Source organism: Candidatus Microbacterium phytovorans (assembly GCA_029202445.1).
GTDB lineage: Bacteria > Actinomycetota > Actinomycetes > Actinomycetales > Microbacteriaceae > Microbacterium > Microbacterium phytovorans.
The window spans coordinates 1,911,989-1,931,112 of sequence record CP119321.1; the positions used below are offsets into that span (position 1 = coordinate 1,911,989).

Here is a 19,124-nt window from a genome sequence, read left to right on the forward strand (position 1 = left end):
GGCGTTCGCGCGGCCGATGTGTGCACCGAAGCCCGTGCGGCCGCGGCTGTTTTGTCCGTCACACAGCCCCATGGCCCGGCGCGTTCAGCGCTAGCGTGGACTCCGTGACCACGCCGATCGATGCCACCGCCACCGCCGCCTGGGCAGAGCTCTCCACCGCCCGCGACTCGTTCACCCCCGACCTGCGCGGGTGGTTCGCCGCCGACGCCGGACGCGTCGAGCGCCTCACCTTCGACCTGGCCGACCTGCGCGTCGACCTGTCGAAGAACCTCGTCGACGACGGCATCCTCGCCTCCCTCGTCCGCCTCGCCGAACAGACCGGCGTCGCCGAGCGCTACGCGGCCATGCTCGCCGGCGAGCACATCAACACGACGGAGGGCCGCGCCGTCCTCCACACCGCGCTCCGCCGTCCCGCCGGCGCCAGCCCGGCCCTCGTCGTCGACGGTCAGGACATCGACACCGACGTCCAGGCGGTGCTCGAGGCGATGGGCGCGTTCGCCGATCGCGTGCGCTCCGGCGAGTGGGTGGGTGTCACGGGCAAGAAGGTGACGCACGTCGTCAACATCGGCATCGGCGGGTCGGACCTCGGACCGGTCATGATCTCCGAAGCCCTCGAACCGTATGCCGATGCCGGCATCCACGCGCGTTTCGTCTCCAACATCGACCCGTTCGACCTGGCGCACAAGACGGCCGACCTCGACCCCGAGACGACCCTCTTCATCGTCGCGTCCAAGACGTTCACGACCCTCGAGACCCTCACCAACGCCCGCCTCGCGCGCGACTGGCTGTGGGCGGGCCTTGCCGAGGCCGGGGCGATCGACGGGTCGGACGACGCGAAGACGGATGCCGTCGCCCACCACTTCGTCGCCGTGTCGACCGCGCTCGACAAGGTCGCCGCCTTCGGCATCGACACCGCGAACGCGTTCGGGTTCTGGGACTGGGTCGGCGGCCGCTACTCCGTCGACTCGGCGATCGGCCTGTCGCTCGTGATCACCCTCGGCCCGGACGCCTTCCGCGAACTCCTCGCCGGATTCCACGCGGTCGACGAGCACGTGGCATCCACGCCCCTCGCGCAGAACGTGCCCGTGCTCATGGGCCTGCTCAACGTCTGGTACACGAACTTCCTGGGCGCGCAGTCGCACGCCGTGCTGCCCTACGCGCAGCAGCTCAGCCGCTTCGCCGCCTACCTGCAGCAGCTGACGATGGAGTCCAACGGCAAGTCCGTGCGCTGGGACGGCTCCCCCGTCACGAGCGACACGGGTGAGATCTTCTGGGGCGAGCCGGGCACCAACGGCCAGCACGCCTTCTACCAGCTCATCCACCAGGGCACCCGGCTCATCCCGGCCGACTTCATCGCGTTCGTGAACCCGGCCTACCCGCTCCAGGACGACGGACGCGACGTGCACGGGCTGTTCCTGGCGAACTTCCTCGCGCAGACGAAGGCGCTCGCCTTCGGCAAGACGGCCGCCGAGGTCGAGGCCGAGGGGACCACGGGGCCGCTCGTGGCGGCGCGCACGTTCGCCGGCAACCGGCCGACGACGTCGATCTTCGCGCCCGCGCTCACCCCGCGCGTGCTCGGCGAACTCGTGGCACTGTACGAGCACATCACCTTCACGCAGGGCGTCATCTGGGGCATCAACTCCTTCGACCAGTGGGGTGTGGAGCTCGGCAAGCAGCTCGCCCTGCAGATCGCGCCCGCGATCGAGGGCGATGCGGCCGCGATCGACGCGCAGGACGCCTCGACCCGCGCTCTCCTGGCCTACTACCGCGAGCACCGCACGCCGTAGCCGTCCCTCCGGCGGAGGCGGCGGTCAGTCGCCGACGCGGGTGTGGATGCGTTCGCCGGCGGCGCTGAAGATGCTGAGGATCTCGGCCGGACCGTCGGCGGTGGCGCTGATGCTGTGCGGCACGGTCGTGTCGAACTCGGCCGCCTCGCCGCGCTCGATGAGGTGCTCGGTGCCGTCGAGGGCGAGCCGGATGCGACCGCTCAGCACGTAGAGCCACTCGTACCCGTCGTGAACGCGGGCGGCCGGGGCCGCGGTGGCCGGCGCGTACGTCACTTTGTAGGTCTTCACCGGCGCGTTCTCGAGGGTGAGCGGCGCGATCACCATGCCGTCGCGACGTTCGACCGCCCGCCGCACGCGGGGATCGGCGGTCTCGGCGGGCAGGAGGTCGTCGATGCGGATGCCGAGGCGCCTGGTCAACGGCAGCAGCAGCTCGAGCGTCGCCTGCCGCTTGCCCGACTCGAGCCGTGAGAGCGTGCTGGGCGAGATGCCGGCGCGGGCGGCGAGGTCGTTGAGCGTCCAGCCGCGGGACTGCCGCGCGGCGCGCAGGCGGGGTCCGACGTGGTCGAGTTCGGTGCGCATGCTCCCATCTTGCCATTTCCGCAAGCGAGCTTGCCAACGTGCCGCGAAGCGTCGGAGGGTGGGACGCATGCGAATGAACAACGACCACGAATGGGATGCCGTCGTCATCGGCGGCGGGGCGGCGGGACTGAGCGCCGCGCTCATGCTGGGGCGTGCACGCCGACGCGTGCTCGTGATCGACGGCGGCGCGCCGCGCAACCGCTTCGCCGCCCACATGCACGGCGTGCTGGGTCACGACGGGCTCGACCCCGCCGACCTGCTCGCCCGAGGCCGCGCCGAACTCGCGACCTACGGCGTCGCGGTCGAGACCGGCGAAGTCGCGGAGGTCGCGGAGGGCGCGGAGGGCGGCGACGGACTGCGCGTGCTCCGCGCCGACGGCGCCGTCGAACGCACCCGCGCGGTCGTGATCGCCACCGGCATCCGCGACGTGCTCCCCGACATCGACGGGCTGCGGGACTTCTGGGGAACCTCGGTGCTCCACTGCCCGTACTGCCACGGCTGGGAGGTCGCGGATCGGCGGCTGGCGGTGGTCGCGACGTCGCCCGCGAGCCTCCACCAGATCGAGCTCGTGCGGCAGTGGAGCGACGACGTGACGGCCTTCACCGCCGACCTCGGTCCCGTGGCGCCGGAGGTGTCCGCGCGGCTGGCGGCCCGCGGCATCCGCGTCGTGGCGGAGCGGGCGACGGCGGTGTCAGTGCGGGGCGGCGCGCTGGCGGGTCTCGTCACAGCGGACGGCGTGACGCACCCCGCGGATGCCGTGTTCGTCGGCCCCGTGCCGGAGGTTCCGCTGGAGTTCGTCGCCGGCCTGGCGCTGGCGCGCGCCGACCAGCCGGGGTCGCCGCTGGCCGTCGACGCGCTCGGCGCGACGAGCCACCCCCGGGTGTGGGCCGCCGGCAACGTGACCGCGCCGTTCGGCAACGTGCCGCTGTCGATGGGAGCGGGGTCGATGGCGGGCGCCGCCGTGAACGCGGCACTGGTGGCTGACGACGCCGCCCGCGCCGTGCGGGAGCGACGCGCTACCCGCAACGCCCACTGGGAGGAGCGGTACGCCGAGAACACCCGGTTCTGGTCGGGCCGCGTGAACGCGACGACGGCGGCCGTCGTCGGAGGGCTCCCCGCGCGGGGCACGGCTCTGGAGGTCGGCTGCGGCGAGGGAGCGGATGCCGTGTGGCTCGCCGAGCAGGGGTGGGAGGTGACGGCGGTCGACGTCTCCGCCTCGGCGATCGAGCGGGCCCGCACCGCCGCCGCGGAGCGTGGCGTCGCCGATCGCGTGCGCTTCGTCGTGGCGGATGCCGTGGACGCCCTGCCCGACGGGCCGTTCGACCTGGTGGTGTCGAGCTTCCTGCACTCGTGGGAGGGTGACTTCCCGCGGATCGGCATTTTGCGGGATGCGGCCAGCCGCGTCGCGCCGGGCGGGCGGATGCTCGCGGTCTCGCACGCAGCACCGCCGCCGTGGTCGACGCACGCGGAGCACGAGCGGCCGATACTCCTCAGCCCCGCCGAGGAGCTCGCACAGCTGCAGCTCGACGAGGGGTGGAGCGCGGAGCGGGTGGAGATCGTGCCGCGCGAGACCGCTGCCCCCGACGGCTCGCCGGCTCACCTCGACGACGGCGTGCTGCTGCTCCGACGGGGGTGAGGCAGGGGGTGTTCAGTTTCGTGGGGCTGGGCGTCGTCCCGACGCAGACGACGCCTTCTGCGCGAAGTCGGGCGAGAGCCTTCATGTCCGCGCCAAAACGACGCGTCGCACGATCGGCGACAAGCACCACATCCGGCCACCCCATCCGCAGCGCAAGATCGATCTGCACCGTGAACAACGTTCCCTCCACCAGGGGCCGCCACCGACCGTCCAGCAGATCGACCCGACGCACCACCGCCTGCGTCTCAGGATCGATCCGAATACGGCTCCTCGAACGGAAGATACGACGGCAACGTGCCGATCACGAGGTCCCCGACCTTCCCTTTGATCGTCACCCGCTCGAACTCGTTCGCCGTCAGAAACCGCGAGTCCATGTCTCCGCGGATGCCGTCGATCGTCACATCCCGCAGCACTGCGCCGATGAGACGCGATCGCTTGACCGTCACCCGCCGGAACGAGCACTGCTCGATCACGGGCCGCTGATCATCCGGCAACCCCTGCTCCGTCCGGCAGTCCTCCAGACTCAGCCCGTCTATCTGCATCCCCCGGAGCGACTCTCCGCGGCTCAATCGATACCCGACCAGTGATAGCACCCCATCAACCCCCGTATGTCCACATCAGGTACTTCCACCCTCACTGCGGAGTCCTGATGTATCGATGCCCCTCAGGGAGAACTCGGAGAAGCCACTCGGACCGTAGAAAGCTGGCCGATCGGCACTGTAGTCTCCCCGCCCTCCCAGAAGAGCCTTCCGGCTATCTCCTTGGGGCGCAGCAGAGCAACGAAGGCCCCGTCGTCATCAGCACGCTCCGGCCACCCGTGTCCTGATTCGTCCATCACCCAATCGCACACTGCCTCCGCGAGCGCCCCCGCGTCAGGATTGTCCCCCTCACGTCCCACGGCGATCTCGCGACCAGGGAGGACAACGACGACATCCTCGTCGGCATACCCGTCCGGCTCAGTCGCTTCCTGCACACCGGCTACCCAGCCACGTCGTGGATCGAAGACCCCGATGGACACAGCGATTCCGGCGGACGAGAGGTCGGCCGACAGGGCGTCAATCAGGAGGTGGATGCGATCACTCACGTTCACATGATCCAGCGAGATCCAGGCGACTCCCCTGATGTTGCCCGTCGCAAAGGGGAGAGAAGTGGCACGGACGACGTCAACGCTTCGGGCGCGTAATCGGCCGATGGAGGTGGCGGTCACCACAAGTGAGGCACTCCGAACATGTGACTCGTCTGCCGCCTCGAGCTGCCGATCCGCGCCTCCCGACGGAGTCGGTGCCTGCAGGCGCCCCGTGTCATCGGGCGGCCGCGGCGGCCTCGGCGGCCCGGGCGACCCAGACGGGGGTGTCGCCGTACCGCTGCGACGGAATGAGGCGTCCCGCGGCGCAGTCGGCCACGAGCGTCGCGAGGCGGGCGGCGCGCGTCTCCTCGCGTTTGGCGCTGTGCACCCAGTTCGACGCGGTGCGGCGATACGACGGCGTCGCGGCACCCCAGAAAGCCTGCGCGGCCGGATTCGCCGCGATCGCCGCGAGCTGCTCGGGCGTGGCGGCGAGCGCGGTCTCGTAGGAGTAGCCGGTACCGGCGGGACGCCGCTCGTAGGCGGCGAGGCCGGCGGGGCGCATGAGGCCTTCGGCGATGAGCCGCTCGACGTGCGCGATGTTGACGGCGCTCCACACCGACCTCGGCTTGCGCGGCGTCCACCGTTGGCGCCGACGGCGCTCGTCGATCCGCTGGCTGACGGAGTCGATCCAGCCGTAGCACAGGGCCACCGGCACGGCGTCGTCCCACGTGATGCCCCGGTCGGGATCACCCCTCCGGTACAGCCCCATCCACAACTCGGTCGCCGTCTCGTGGTGCTCTTCGAGCCAGTCGCGGAACTCCTCGGCATCCGCGAAGAACACGACCGTCGGCTCGGCGGCCGATTGCCGTTCGTCGCGGAGATCGTCAAGGGCGTCGCTCATGAGCCGACGATACTGCGCACCCCCGACACGGACGGTCAGTGCAGCTCGGGCCGATTCCACTGGCCGGGCTGGTCGAACTCGCCGTACACGGCCTCGACACCGGATGCCGACACCGACGCGGCCACGACGAGCAGCGACAGCGTCGGGTAGCCGTAGGGCCGGTTGTCGCGCACGATCGCGCGCTCGTCGGTGGGGTCGAGCGCGGCGGTGTGCTCGAGCGCGTCGAGCCACGGCGTCCACCACTCGGCACCGTCGCCGGGCGCCGGGAACGCGTCGCGCCACGCGACGATGCGCGCCGTCGCCGGGTCGTCGACATCGTCGTGCGCGATCATGTGGATGCCGGGAGCGAGCTGCTCCGTCCGCACCGACGTTCCGTCCCACATCGTCACGCGGGCACCGCCCGAGTCGACCTCGACGAGGTTGAAGCCGTTGACGCGGGGCGCCTCCCCCGGCGCGATGCCGTCGACGGCGTCGAGCACGACGTGGCCGCGTGAACCGAGGGTGGCGGGGTCGACGCCGGACAGCTCCGCGCGATTGAGGACGACGGCGAGGCGACCGCCGTCGGGGTCGGCCGCGAGCCACGCTCCGCCGGCGCGCGTGTCACGCACCCCGATCACGCCCGGGTGGGCGTCGGGCCACCAGGCGCCGAGGGGGTCCCACGCGCGCGCCGGGTCTTCGTCGCGCACCGCGAGGACGCGCACCGGGCTCGTCGGCGCCACGGCATCCGGAACGTGGACGATCACGGTGCACATCGGCTCAGCCCTTCCGCGCCCGACCTCCGAACGTCGTGGGAGGATCGGGGCATGTTCGTTGTCGTGGGTGTCAGCGGCGGCATCGCCGCGTACAAGACGGTCCAGCTCGTTCGCGCCCTCGTCACCAACGGTCACGAGGTGCACGTCATTCCCACCGACGACGCGCTGCGGTTCGTGGGTACCGCCACCTGGGAGGCGGTCAGCCGCCATCCTGTCACGACCTCCGTACACGACGATGTCGCCGAGGTCCGACACGTCGCACTCGGCACGCAGGCCGACCTCGTGATCGTCGCTCCCGCCACCGCCAACACGCTCGCCCGCATGGCGGCCGGTATTGCGGACAACCTGCTGGGCGTCACCCTCCTCGCCACGACGGCTCCCGTGCTCGTCGCGCCCGCCATGCACACGGCGATGTGGGAGCACGCGGCGACGCGCGACAACCTCCAGGCACTGCGTGCCCGCGGCATCCACGTGATCGGTCCCGCCGACGGCCCCCTCACGGGCGGCGACAGCGGCCCCGGCCGCATGTCCGAGCCCGACGAGATCCTCGCCGCGGCGCTCGCCCTCCTGCCCGCCAACGACGCGACCGAGCACCGCACCGATCTGGACGGGGTGGCGGTCGCCGTCTCGACCGGCGGCACACGCGAGCCCATCGACCCGGTGCGCTTCCTCGGCAACCGCTCCTCCGGGCGGCAGGGCGCGGCTGTCGCGATCGCCGCGGCGGAGCGCGGCGCGCACGTGCGGCTCGTCGCGGCCCACGTCGACGAGGGCGTGCTGACGGAGGCGCTGCGGCATCCGCGCGTCGACGTGGAACACGTCTCCACCGCCGCCGAACTGGAGGCCGCGATGCGCGATGCCGCCGCGGGCAGCGACGTCGTGGTGATGGTCGCCGCGGTCGCCGATTTCCGGGTGGCGGAGGTGTCGACGGAGAAGATCCGCAAGGAGGACGGCGACGGCTCCCTCACCCTTCCGCTCGAGCAGAACCCCGACGTCCTCGCGGGACTCGTCGCCGCGCGGCGGCCGGGTCAGGTCATCGTCGGATTCGCCGCCGAGACCGCTGCCGACGACGACGAGCTCCGCGACCGCGGACGCCGCAAACTCGCGCGCAAGGGCGCCGACCTCCTCGCGGCGAACCGTGTCGGCGACGGGCTCGGCTTCGAAGCCGACGACAACGCCGTCATCCTCCTCGCGGCGGACGGCGCAGAGGCCACGGCATCCGGAACGAAGCGCGCCGTCGCCGACGCCCTGTGGGATGCCGTGGCCTCGCTGCGCGCACGGCGCCGGGGCTAGCTCTCCTTCTTCTGGAGGTCCAGCAGCGGCGCACCGGCGGCCACTTCGCCCAGCTCCACCGGGTCGACCGTCTCGAACGAGTCGCCGTTGAGGACGATCACGGGTGTGATGAGCGGGTAGCCCGCCTTCTCGATGACGGCGCGGTCGAAGACGACCAGCGGCGTGCCGGTCTCGACCCGGTCGCCGTTCTTCACCTTGACGTCGAACCCTTCGCCCTTCAGGTTCACGGTGTCGATGCCGACGTGGATGAGGATCTCCGCGCCGTTGTCGAGCTGGAGCCCGAACGCGTGACCGGTCGGCTGCGCGGCGACGACGAGGCCCGCGCCGGGCGAGACGACCGTGTCGCCGGAGGGTTCGATCGCCACTCCAGGCCCCATCACCCCGCCCGCGAACACGGGGTCGGGAACCTCCGAGATCGCGACGGCCGTGCCGGCCAGCGGCGACATGACCTGCACGAGCGCGAGGTCGGCCGTGTCGGCGCGCTCCGCCGTCGCCGTCGCGACCGGCGCCGCAGCCGAACCGGATGCCGGCGCGCCCGCGAGCGCGCCGGAACCGGCGACATCGGCGACCGACGCCTCCGTGGCAGCGCCCGCACCCACGACCGACGACCCCGCGGTCGCGGCCACATAGCCGGCACCTTCTTCGACCGCCGGCTCCTTGTCCTTGTAACCGCCGACCACGATGAGGAACATCGACACCGCGAAGGCCGACAGCACCGCGATCGCGTACAGACCGATCGGCTCGAACGCGGGGATCGTCAGCAGCGACGTGAAGACGAACGCCTTCGTCGTGATGCCGTTCTCCAGGCCCAGCACGAGGCTTCCGACGCCGATGATGATGCCGCCCGTGAGGCAGCCGACCAGCATGCGCGGGTAGATGCGCTTGAAACGGAGATGGATGCCGTACAGCGACGGTTCGGAGATGCCGCCGAGGAGTCCGGCGGCGAGCGCACCCGTCGCCGTCTGCCGCATCTGCTTGTCCTTCTCGCGCCACGCGAGCAGCAGGACGCCGGCGGTCGCGCCGAAGCACGCGAAGTTCCACGCGCCCATCGGGCCCTGGATGAAGTCGTAGCCGAGCGTCTGGATGTTCAGCAGCATGATCGCGTTGATCGGCCAGTGGAGACCCAGCGGCACCATGAACGGGTAGGCCAGCGGAATGATGATCGCGAAGATGAACGGCGAGAAGGAGTTGATCGAGCTGAGCAGCTGCGCGAGCGCTGCACCGGCATAGACGCCGAGCGGGCCGAGGAGGAACGCCGTCAGCGGGATCATGACCAGCATCGACAGGAACGGCACGAAGATCAGCTGCAGGTTGTCGGGGATGATGCGCTTGAGCCCCTTGTAGAGCGGTCCGAGCACGGCCGCCATGAGCAGGGGTGGGAACACCTGCGAGCTGTAGTTGAAGATCGTCAGCGGGATGCCGAAGATCGGGATCGTCGTGATCTCCGACCCGAGGAACACGATCTGCTGCGCGCCCTCCTGCGTCGCGAGCGACGCGAAGCCGGGCAGCATGACCGTCGCCATGATCGAGAAGCCCACCCAGGGGTCGGCGCCGAGCTTGTTGGACGCGTTGTAGGCGACCATGAGCGGCAGGAAGACGAACACGCACTGCCACATCAGGTTGACGAACTGCCACGACGGCGGGAGCTCGGTGCGCGGATCGGCCCAGTTGCCGATCACCTGCAGCGTCGACATCAGCGCCATGAAGGTGATGATGAGCGAGGCTCCCAGGAGCGCTCCGAGCGTCGGGCGGAACGAGTCGGAGAGGAACTCGAAGAGCGAGTCGAGCCAGGCGACCTTGCCGCGGGGGCCGCGAGCCCGCTGCGCCGCCTTCACATCGGCATCCGAGGGGGCGTCGATGTTCGCCATCTGCGGCAGCGCCATGATGTCGTTGTAGACGTTCTGCACGGCGCCGCCGATGACGACCTGGAACCGGTCGCCGGCCTGGGGCACGGCCCCCATCACCGCCGGGATCGCCTCCATGCGCTCTTTGTCGACCTTATCGCCGTCGTGGAGTTGGAACCTGAGGCGGGTCGCGCAGTGGGTGAGACTGGCGACGTTCTCGGGTCCGCCGATCGCGTCGACGATGTCGGCCGCTGCCTTCGAATCCACACTGGATACCATGGTGAGACTCCTCTCGCGAGCCCGCTCTGGGGGGATTGCACTCGGACTCTATACCGGTCCCCAGACGCCCCGACAGGCCCTTGACCGGAGGAAACCCCGGGGCCCCGCGTGCACGGTTCGTCCAGGAAGGACGGAGGTTTCGTCCAGAAACGAGAGGCAGACTCGGGGACTTGTGCCCACCCGAGGGCGCGTCGCAGTTCACTGGAGCCCGTGATTCGGAGCCCGTCGGAGCCGCGAGAAGCCACCTGAAAGACATCGTTACGCATGCGTTTGAACCACTCCCGCCGTACGACCCTGTCCACCGCCGTCGCCCTCGCGCTCGGCGTGACCATCGCGGGAGGCATGACCACCGCAGCCCACGCCGCGGAGGTTCCGCAGGCCACCGCCCGCGTCGCCGTGGCGCACGTCGCCGCGGCCGACGAGGGCATCGCGCCGTTCGTGTCCGCAGAGGCGGCCGCCCTGTCGACCGAGCCCCTCGACGACATCGTCGACGACGCGGAGGCCGCGCTCGACGACGCGGAGGCCGCTATCGCCGCCGCCGAAGCCGCCGAGACGAAGGTGGCGAAGAAGGTGAAGTCGTCCAAGCTCGACATCTCCGGTGCGACCACCGTCGACACGACCGTGCTCGAGGAGCATGTCGAGCAGCTCGAGACCATCGCCGTCACGCCGGTGCTCCTGCTTCCCGACAACACGGCCGACGCCGCCGCCGACACCGCCAAGGTGAAGAAGGCGACCGTCTCACTGCTGGACCGCCTCGAGAAGGCGGAGAAGAAGCGCGCCGCCGAGATCGCCGCGAAGAAGGCCGCCGCCAAGAAGGCCGCCGCCGAAGCCGCCGCGAAGAAGGCGGCCGAGGAGGCTGCGGCATCCGCGTCGTCCTCGTCGTCGGGGTCGGGTTCGGTCAGCGGTGGCTCTGCCGCCTCGTCGGGTGACAACTCCGTCGCCGGCGCGAAGGCGACCGCGCGCGCTCTCCTGGCCGACCGCGGCTGGGGCTCCGACCAGTTCTCCTGCCTCGACAAGCTGTGGCAGAAGGAGTCGGGCTGGAACTACCGCGCGTACAACTCCTCCAGCGGCGCCTACGGCATCCCGCAGGCCCTGCCCGGCAGCAAGATGGGCAGCGCCGGCAGCGACTGGGAGACCAGTGCGGCGACGCAGATCCGCTGGGGCCTCGGCTACATCGACGGCCGCTACGGCACGCCGTGCGGTGCCTGGGACCACTCGCAGTCGGTCGGCTGGTACTGAGCACAGGCGGCGGGAGGAGCCGGGATAGGGTCGGGACCATGGTCTCGCGCCCCGGCATCCTCCTCCCGCTCGCCGTCGCCGTCGCACTGCTGACCAGCGGCTGCACGGCGTCGACAGACGAGCCCGAGCAGGTGGATGCCGGGCGCGTGTCAGCTCTCGAGGACGCTCCCCCGTTCGACGCGGCGGAGTACGGCGCGGCCTGGTCGAGCTTCCCGTCGCAGGAGGGGTCGGAGGCGACGCCCGGCACCGCGACGCGGGGCGGCATCCGCACGTCGTTCCCGCTCGACGATTCCGTCGCCGATCCGTCGCTCGACGACGGCTGGGACATCGTCTTCCCGCTCGCTCAGGCACTTGTCGTGGAGATGCGCGACAACGGGTGGGCGCCGGTCGCCGTCGTGTGCGAGGTTCCCGCCTCGAAGGACGCCTCGGCGCAGGTGCGGATCTCGGCGACGGCGGCGATCGACGGCGCCGTCGCAGGGCTGGACCTGCTCGTCGGCACAGAGTCGGGAGAGGTCACCGCCGTAGCGGTGATGCCCTATCCGACCGAGGATGCCGATCCGTGGGGCGCGCCGGCGCTCGGCGGAGCGACCTGCCTCGACGCCGACGCACCGCCGGAGTCGACCGTCGCCGCGGGCACGCCGCTCGACCTCACCGCCGCCCTGCCCTAGCGACGGCGGTTCGGGCGGCCGTGCGGGCGGTCCGGGTTCGCTCAGGCGGCGTCTTCGGGGCGCACCCGGAAGGCGGCGGCGAGGTTGTCGCGCAGCTGCACGGCATCCTGTCGCACGCCGTAGGCGGGACGGTCGCGCTCGAGGCGCCACGATTCGGAGAGCGGACCGGCCGAGACCGTGTCGAACCCGAGCCGGTCGTACAGGTCGGTGACGAACGCGGCGGCGTCGGGGAAGTCGGATGCCGTCCCCAGCGCGCGGCGACCGGGAGTGCCGGCCGGGCTGCCGGTGGTCGTGATGTCCGCCGCCGCGATGTGGTTGAAGGCCTTCGCGACCTTCGCCCCGACGAGGTGCTGCTGCAGGAGGCCGGAGGTGGTGGCTTCGCCGCGGTCGAGCTCGGCGATGTGGCCGTCGCGCTCCCAGTAGTAGTTGTTGGTGTCGAGCACGATCTTCCCGTCGAGCGGGGCGACAGGAAGGGTGCGGTAGGCGGCGAGCGGAACGGTCACGATGACGACGTCGCCCAGCGTGGCGGCCTCCTCGGCGGTGACGGCGCGTGCGTGCGGGCCGAGCTCGTCGATGAGGGCGGTGAGCGTCTCCGGACCGCGAGAGTTGGCGATCACGACGTCGTCGCCGAGACGGGTGAGGGCCCGAGCGAGCTGTGATCCGATGTGTCCTGCGCCGATGATTCCGAAGGTTGTCATAGCGACGTCAACCCGTCGCCAGCGCTCGGGATTCCCTGCCGGCGGTCGGGATTCTGGGTGATCGCTATGGATGAGAAAAGAATCACAGAAAGATAACGAGAAGTGCTTGTGCGTCGTTATCTCGTCGTTATAGAGTGCTCGCACGGTAGTTGTTTTGCTGTGGCAGCTACCGACATGTGATTGCAGGACACTCTTGGTGCAAGGGACAAGGGCCGGTCGGAAGCCTCTCCGACCGGCCCTTACTCTGTCCGGTCGCCGGTGCCGTTCGACACGGTCGTTGAGCGAGCACCGCGAGACGAAACGCCGCCCGGTGCCCACCCGGTCGTTGAGCGAGCGCAGCGAGACGAAACGGCGCCCGGTCGTTGAGCGAGCGCAGCGAGACGAAACGGCGTCACCCTCCCCGGATCGACGTTTCGTCTCGTCGCTGCGCTCCTCGCTCAACGACCGGATCACCGCGTCCCCTCCCCGGTCGTTGAGCGAGCGCAGCGAGACGAAACGCCACACCCTCCTCCACACCCCCGGCGTGTCGGAAGTTGTCCACAGGAAGCAGCCGTGATCTGGGTTTTGTCGCCGGGAATGTCGGTGCCCCCGAGAAGAATCGGAGCATGACAGGCAACACCGGCACCGCATGGCAACAGCGCATCGAAACGCTGCTGCACGCGCTCGCCGACGCCCGGCGCGACGCCACCGCCGCCCAGGCACGCGAGGTCGCGCTGCTGGCCGAGGCAGTCGAGATCGCGCAGGCGATGGCACAAGATGCCGGTGGGCCCACGTCCGTCGCCGACATCCCGATGCGCTCGCTTGCGGCGCAGATCGGCGCCGCTGCGCGGATCTCGGACCGGACGGTGCAGAAGCACATGTCCGATGCTGTGGTCATGGTGGAGAAGTTCCCCGCGACGTTCGCGGCGTGGGCGTGCGGTGACGTGTCCCGCGGGCACGTGCGAGTGGTGGTGGATGCCGGGGCTGCGCTCGACGACGATGCCGCACGGGCGGTCTACGAAGACGCGACGCTAGAGATCGCCCGGCGGGAGACACCGGGACGACTGAAACCCGCCGCACGGATCCTCGCCGCACGATTGCACCCGATTCCCCTGTAGGAACGCCACACGGTCGCCGCGACCAAGCGCGAGGTGTGGGTGCGCGACCTCGACGACGGGATGGCGGAGTTGATCGCGATCCTCCCCGCGGCGATCGCCCACGGCATCCGCGACCGCGTCGATCAGTACGCAAGACGGGTCGTCGAAGCGCGGAGTGGGGGCGCAAGCGCGGCCCCTGCGCCTGACGCGACCGCCGACGGTGCACTCCTTCCCCACCCCGACACCACCCACCCCACCGACACCCGCACCCCCGACACGCGTCGGGTCAGCGAGGTCCGTGCTGACGTGTTCGCCGACCTCCTCCTCACCGGACACGCCACCCCGGAGACCACCAACGACGCGATTCCTGTGGACGAGGCGATCATCGCGCGGGTCCAGGTCACCGTCCCGGTGCTCACCGCGGTCGGACACGACGACACCCCCGCTGAACTCATCGGGAAAGGCCCCATCGACACCGCCACCGCCCTCCGCCTCGCCGGAACCGCCACCGGATGGGACCGGGTCCTCACCCACCCCGCCACCGGCACCGTCCTCGCCATCGACCGGTACCGGCCCAACGACCACCTCAAACGCACCCTCCGCGTCAGAGATGAACACTGCCGGTTCCCCGGATGCCGCACCCCCACCGGCCGGTCCGACATCGACCACACCATCGCCCGCGAACACGACGGCGCGACCGAACTGACGAACCTCGCCCACCTCTGCCGACGTCACCACACGTTGAAACACCGCTCCGCCTGGCGAGTCCGGCAGACACCCGACGGCATCCTCCACTGGACCAGCCCCACCGGACGCACCTACCCCGACCACCCCGCCCGCACCCTCACCTTCACGACGGACCAGGCGGGAGTCGACATCCAGGCGGATGTCGACAACGGCAACGGCAACGGCAACAACACCTCGACGGCGAGCGACCCACCGCCGTTCTGATGAGAACTCACAGCCCCGCGACGGTCACACCCCCGCGACGGTCACACGCCACCGCCTCCGCCGCCACCTCCACCGCCGCCGGCGCCGCCACCGCCTCCCGATCCACCGGACGTCGACGACGACGAGCTGGCGGCGGCCGACAACGACCCGATGCCGGAAGCGAAGGCGGAGGCGTTGAAACTCCCGGCGCCCGCGTACCAGTACGGTCCCGCGACGCCTGTGGCGGAGTACAGCACGGCGAGCTGCGCCGACCACTCCCGCTCCTGTCCGAACACGACGGCGTACGGGAGGAGCGTCTCGTACAGGCGCAGCATCTGCCGCGGATCTCCCACGTCGATGGCCACCCGTTCCGCACCGGCGGGCGACTGCAGCATGCGAATGCGATCCGCTTCCGCCCACTCGATGAAGAGCTTGAGCCCCGCGAGATGGTCCCGCGTCTCAGCTCCCGCCGCCGTCAGCGGCACCTTCGCGATCAGCACGATGACGAGCGCGAGCACGAGCCCTGCCCCCACCATGACGACCACCGGCACCGCCGGGGCGACGCTCGCCGTCAACGCACCGACCCCGAACAGGAACACCGCCAGCGACACGAGCACGGATGCCACGACGGGCCACGCCCGTGTACCGAACGGCACCCGGCGACGCAGCCGCCGCGACGTGAGCTCCCGCTCGGCCGACGCGAGGATCTTCTGCGCGACCTTCGACACCCGCGTGTCCTGACGTCCGAACTCGTACTGTTCCCCCGGCACACCCTCGGGAAACAGCCCCTCCAGCAGCATGCGTCCGTCACGGTCCGCCCGCGCCGGATCGACGAGCTCGGCGATCAGCCGCGGACCGCCGAACCACCGCCTCTCACCCTCCACGATCCGGATCGAACCCACGACGGCCTGCTCCAGCACCTCGGCGGGAATCGCCTTCGACTGCTTGCCGAGAAGCACCGCGCTCTCGAGCGCATCCACGTTCGGCGGCGGCGTGTACTCGGCGATGATCGTCGGCCGTCCCGGCTCATCGGCAAGACCCCGTCGGCGCGCGCGCACCGCCAGCAGCACCGGCGCAACGAGTGCGACCGCCGCCACCCCCTGGAGCCACCCCCACGGCGACGCCGAATACGACGTGTCGAAGGGAACGAATGTCCCGGCGGCGAACCCCACGGCCATCGTCAGCGTCTCGCCCGGCGCCAGCCCCTCGGCCCGCGCCGTCACCACGGCACCCCCGGCATCCGCACCCCTGGCATCCCCACCACCGGCATCCGCACCACCGGTATCCGCACCCCCGGTATCCGCACCCCCGGCATCCGCACCCCCGGCATCCGCGCCAGCATCCGCATCGATCCCCGCGCACGGGGTCTCGGCACCCTGCTCACCCTCGTAGCAGGCGATACGTCCGGTCAGAGCGCGCGCGAGCTCTCCGTCCAGGTGCAGCCGGGCGGTCACTTCACCGAAGGGCTGCGCCCAATCGACGCCGTTCACGTCCCAGTAGAACTCCAGTTCCGTGTCGGGGAAGTCCCACGTCACGTTCTCCAGCTCGTAGGTCAAGACGAACGTCTGCACGCCCTGCAAGAACACGTCCGATCGCGACACGATCTGGAAGACCCCGTCCTCCTGGTCGGTCTCCATCGGCCGGGCCCGACCGTCCTCGTCGGTCACCGACAGCGCGCGCGGATGCAGCGGCTGCCCGTTGTACGAGTCGGGTATCGACCGTCGGATGCCGCGGTTCTGATCGAACGCGGGGAAGCGCGCGACCAGCACCTCGACGACGTGCAGACGGCTTGTGCCGTCCTCGTCGCGCGTGAGCGTGTAGTCGACCGTCATGCTGTCGAACGAGAAGTCGTCGACGTCGGCAGCGGCGGGTGCCGCAAGACCCACGGATGCCGCCCACACCAGCCCCAGAACGGCCAGCGACCTCCATACGCGCCTCATGTCGCCCAGCCTAAGCGGCGGGCTAAAGTGGACGCCATGACGGACCGACGCCTCGCCATCGCGGCATGGGAGAGTCTGTTCCGCGCCCAGCACGAGGTGCTCGACCAGATCAGCGAGGACTTCCACGGCGACGACCTCACGCAGGCCGAGTACGACGTCATGCTGACCGTTGCGCGCGGCGACCAGAACGCTGCGCGACTGCGGGACGTCACCGCCAACATGCTCATCAGCCAGCCCAGCGTCTCGCGCCTCGTCGACCGCATGGTCGCCCGCGGCCTCATCACGAAGTGCCCCGACCCCGACGACGGCCGCGGTGCACTTCTCCGCGCCACCGACGACGGCCTGAGCGCGTTCCGCCGCATCGCGACACGCCACGGCCAGTCGATCGCCGAGCGCATGTCCGTGCTCGACGACAGCGAACTCGAACAGCTGCGCACCATCACGACGAAGCTGCGCGAACGCGGCTGAGGCGACGTCGGCAGCACAGCGCCCAGCGCCCGGTTCGACATTGGGCGAAAGCCGACGCTCAGGGCGTGCGTCGACGCAGCGTGAGTGATGCCAGGACCAGCGCAGCGACGGTGAACACGGCGACGATCACGAGCGGCCGGATGACATCGGCGCTGTCCGCGCCCGACGCCACGGCATCCACGGCGTCGATCGCGTGACTGAGGGGCAGCCAGTCGCTGATCGCCGACAGCACATCGGGCATCTCGTCACGGGGCATGAACAGCCCACCGAGGATGATCTGCGGGAACACGAGGACGGGCATGAACTGCACCGCCTGAAACTCGGTCTGGGCGAACGCGCTCGCCAGGAGTCCTAAGGCCGTGCCGAGCAGGGCGTCGACCACCGCGACGAGGCCCAGCAGCCACAGCTCGCCCTCGACATCCAGACCGCACACGCCCACCGCGAACGCCACGGTCACTATCGCCTGCAGCGTCGCCATCGCACCGAACGCCAGTGCGTACCCGAGGATGAACTCCGCCTTGCCGAGCGGCGTCGTCATGAGCCGCTCGAGGGTTCCGCTGCGACGCTCCCGCAGCGTCGTGATCGACGTGATGAGGAACATCACCACGAACGGGAACAGCGCCAGGATCGGCCCGCCGACACGGTCGAACACCCCCTCGCGATCGGTGAACAGCCAGGCGAACAGTCCGACGAGCAGGCTCGGCGCCACCAGCATGAGCGCAATGGACCGCGGATCATGGCTGAGCTGACGCAGCACCCGACCGGCGACCGCGAGCAGCCGACCCCCGTTCATGCCGCCTGCCCCCGTCTGATCAGCGCAAGGAACGCCGCATCGAAGTCCGTCTCGCCGGTGTCCTCCCGCAGCCCCGCGGGCGTCGTGTCCGCGAGCACCCGACCAGCACGCAACAGCAGCAGCCGGTCGCACCGCGCCGCTTCGTCCATGACGTGGCTCGACACCAGCAGGGTCACCCCCTCGTCGGCGAGCCTTCGGAAAACCTCCCACAACTCCGCGCGCAGCACCGGGTCGAGTCCCACGGTCGGTTCGTCCAGCACGATCAGCTCGGGCGAGCCCAGCATCGCGACCGCGAGAGACACGCGGCTCCCCTGCCCGCCGCTGAGCGACGACACCAGCTGATCGGCCTGCGCGCGCAGGCCGACGGCATCCAGTACGCGGTCGACGTCGGATGCCGGAGCGCCGATCAACCGTCCGAACGAACGGAGGTTCTGGCGCACGGTGAGATCGCCGTACACCGACGCCGCTTGCGTGTCGTACGCCACCCTGCGTCGCAGGTCCGCGGAGCCCGCCGGCCGGCCCAGCACCGTGACGGTGCCGCCGGAGACCTTCTGCACCCCGACGATCGAGCGCAGCAGCGTCGTCTTGCCACAGCCCGATGGCCCCAGCAGGCCGGTGATCGCGCCGCGCGCGATGTCGACGTCGAGTCCTGAGAAGACGTCGGTGCGCCCGCGCCGGACGCGAAGGCTCCGGATGCGGACGGCATCCGATTTATTCATCATGCGGTGAATTATGCGCTCCGCGCGCATCACCGTCAAGAGCGGGCGACCGAGACGGCCGTCACGGGATCAGGCGGGCCGCCGCACCGTCACGAGATCGGGCGGGACGCCGTGCCGTCACGAGATCAGGCGGGACGCCGTGCCGTCACGAGATCGGGCGGGACGCCTTGCCGTCGAGCCACAGGGTGTCGGACGCGTCGGCGTGGACCCCGCCGGAGCCCACGTGCTTCGCATCGATCTTGGAGCCCTTCGTGATGACGTGCACGAGCGCCATCGCGTGCCCGCGCCCCAACCCGTACTCCTCGCCGAGCCAGGCGATGATCTCCCCCGCCTTCGTCCCGGGACCGAAGCCCCTCTCGGCCGCGAGCTCGACGAAACGCCGCGGCGTCACACCGGTCTTGTCCTCGATGTTGTCGAGATACGCCTGGAACGACATGGGAACTCCTTTCGGATGACGGG

Annotated in this window: 17 protein-coding genes and 1 pseudogene; 7 read left to right on the forward strand and 11 right to left on the reverse strand. The window is 70.4% G+C overall.

The genetic code is table 11. The features are described from left to right. Positions 1-104 precede the first annotated feature (104 nt). Positions 105-1,787, forward strand: a complete 1,683-nt coding sequence (gene pgi / locus P0Y48_09145) for a glucose-6-phosphate isomerase (protein ID WEK12638.1) — start codon at positions 105-107, stop codon at positions 1,785-1,787. 24 nt (positions 1,788-1,811) lie between these two features. On the opposite strand, the gene P0Y48_09150 is transcribed toward pgi, so the two are convergent. Beyond that, entirely contained in the window at positions 1,812-2,366 is a 555-nt protein-coding gene (locus P0Y48_09150; GenBank protein WEK12639.1) for an XRE family transcriptional regulator, read from the reverse strand. Positions 2,367-2,433: 67 nt separating this feature from the next. On the opposite strand from P0Y48_09150, the gene P0Y48_09155 reads away from it, so the two are divergent. Continuing rightward, on the forward strand, positions 2,434-4,002 hold the full coding sequence (locus P0Y48_09155; protein ID WEK15046.1) for an NAD(P)/FAD-dependent oxidoreductase: 1,569 nt from the start codon (positions 2,434-2,436) through the stop codon (positions 4,000-4,002). A gap of 245 nt (positions 4,003-4,247) precedes the next feature. Here P0Y48_09155 and P0Y48_09160 read toward each other — a convergent pair whose 3' ends face one another. The 4 genes from P0Y48_09160 to P0Y48_09175 form a co-directional block, all read right to left on the reverse strand. Further along, complete coding sequence (locus tag P0Y48_09160; GenBank protein WEK12640.1) at positions 4,248-4,496, reverse strand: hypothetical protein; 249 nt, start codon at positions 4,494-4,496, stop codon at positions 4,248-4,250. Between the two features lie 170 nt (positions 4,497-4,666). Next, positions 4,667-5,086, reverse strand: a complete 420-nt coding sequence (locus P0Y48_09165; protein WEK12641.1) for a hypothetical protein — start codon at positions 5,084-5,086, stop codon at positions 4,667-4,669. A 217-nt stretch (positions 5,087-5,303) separates the two neighbouring features. Continuing rightward, a complete protein-coding gene (locus tag P0Y48_09170; protein ID WEK12642.1) occupies positions 5,304-5,969 on the reverse strand; it encodes a YdeI/OmpD-associated family protein in 666 nt (221 codons plus the stop codon). A gap of 35 nt (positions 5,970-6,004) precedes the next feature. Further along, complete coding sequence (locus P0Y48_09175) at positions 6,005-6,721, reverse strand: NRDE family protein (protein WEK12643.1); 717 nt, start codon at positions 6,719-6,721, stop codon at positions 6,005-6,007. A gap of 51 nt (positions 6,722-6,772) precedes the next feature. Between P0Y48_09175 and coaBC the strand changes: the two genes are divergently transcribed. Next, the gene (coaBC, locus tag P0Y48_09180; protein ID WEK12644.1) at positions 6,773-8,011 is read left to right on the forward strand and encodes a bifunctional phosphopantothenoylcysteine decarboxylase/phosphopantothenate--cysteine ligase CoaBC; all 1,239 of its coding nucleotides are present in this window, start codon (positions 6,773-6,775) and stop codon (positions 8,009-8,011) included. Here coaBC and P0Y48_09185 read toward each other — a convergent pair. Further along, positions 8,008-10,122, reverse strand: a complete 2,115-nt coding sequence (locus P0Y48_09185) for a glucose PTS transporter subunit IIA (GenBank protein ID WEK12645.1) — start codon at positions 10,120-10,122, stop codon at positions 8,008-8,010. The genes coaBC and P0Y48_09185 overlap by 4 nt on opposite strands. A gap of 276 nt (positions 10,123-10,398) precedes the next feature. On the opposite strand from P0Y48_09185, the gene P0Y48_09190 reads away from it, so the two are divergent. Together P0Y48_09190 and P0Y48_09195 are read left to right on the forward strand one after the other, a co-directional pair. After that, positions 10,399-11,373: a lytic transglycosylase domain-containing protein gene (locus P0Y48_09190; protein WEK12646.1), complete on the forward strand. Its 975-nt coding sequence runs from the start codon at positions 10,399-10,401 to the stop codon at positions 11,371-11,373. A gap of 38 nt (positions 11,374-11,411) precedes the next feature. Next, positions 11,412-12,041, forward strand: coding sequence for a hypothetical protein (locus P0Y48_09195; GenBank protein ID WEK12647.1), 630 nt, complete (start codon positions 11,412-11,414; stop codon positions 12,039-12,041). Between the two features lie 41 nt (positions 12,042-12,082). Here P0Y48_09195 and P0Y48_09200 read toward each other — a convergent pair whose 3' ends face one another. Continuing rightward, positions 12,083-12,739, reverse strand: coding sequence for an NAD(P)-binding domain-containing protein (locus P0Y48_09200; GenBank protein WEK12648.1), 657 nt, complete (start codon positions 12,737-12,739; stop codon positions 12,083-12,085). Between the two features lie 605 nt (positions 12,740-13,344). Between P0Y48_09200 and P0Y48_09205 the strand changes: the two are divergent. Further along, positions 13,345-14,766, forward strand: a pseudogene (locus P0Y48_09205) (DUF222 domain-containing protein). Positions 14,767-14,807: 41 nt separating this feature from the next. Here P0Y48_09205 and P0Y48_09210 read toward each other — a convergent pair. Beyond that, positions 14,808-16,685, reverse strand: a complete 1,878-nt coding sequence (locus tag P0Y48_09210) for a DUF2207 domain-containing protein (protein WEK12649.1) — start codon at positions 16,683-16,685, stop codon at positions 14,808-14,810. 36 nt (positions 16,686-16,721) lie between these two features. On the opposite strand from P0Y48_09210, the gene P0Y48_09215 reads away from it, so the two are divergent. Continuing rightward, complete coding sequence (locus P0Y48_09215) at positions 16,722-17,153, forward strand: MarR family transcriptional regulator (protein WEK12650.1); 432 nt, start codon at positions 16,722-16,724, stop codon at positions 17,151-17,153. Positions 17,154-17,211: 58 nt separating this feature from the next. Here P0Y48_09215 and P0Y48_09220 read toward each other — a convergent pair whose 3' ends face one another. The 3 genes from P0Y48_09220 to P0Y48_09230 form a co-directional block, all read right to left on the reverse strand. Continuing rightward, positions 17,212-17,946 (reverse strand): ABC transporter permease, encoded by a 735-nt coding sequence (locus tag P0Y48_09220; protein ID WEK12651.1) that lies wholly within the window; start codon positions 17,944-17,946, stop codon positions 17,212-17,214. After that, positions 17,943-18,668: an ABC transporter ATP-binding protein gene (locus P0Y48_09225; protein ID WEK12652.1), complete on the reverse strand. Its 726-nt coding sequence runs from the start codon at positions 18,666-18,668 to the stop codon at positions 17,943-17,945. Before P0Y48_09225 ends, P0Y48_09220 begins: the two co-directional genes overlap by 4 nt. Before the next feature lie 142 nt (positions 18,669-18,810). Continuing rightward, positions 18,811-19,101, reverse strand: a complete 291-nt coding sequence (locus tag P0Y48_09230; GenBank protein ID WEK12653.1) for a DUF4287 domain-containing protein — start codon at positions 19,099-19,101, stop codon at positions 18,811-18,813. Between the last annotated feature and the right edge of the window lie 23 nt (positions 19,102-19,124).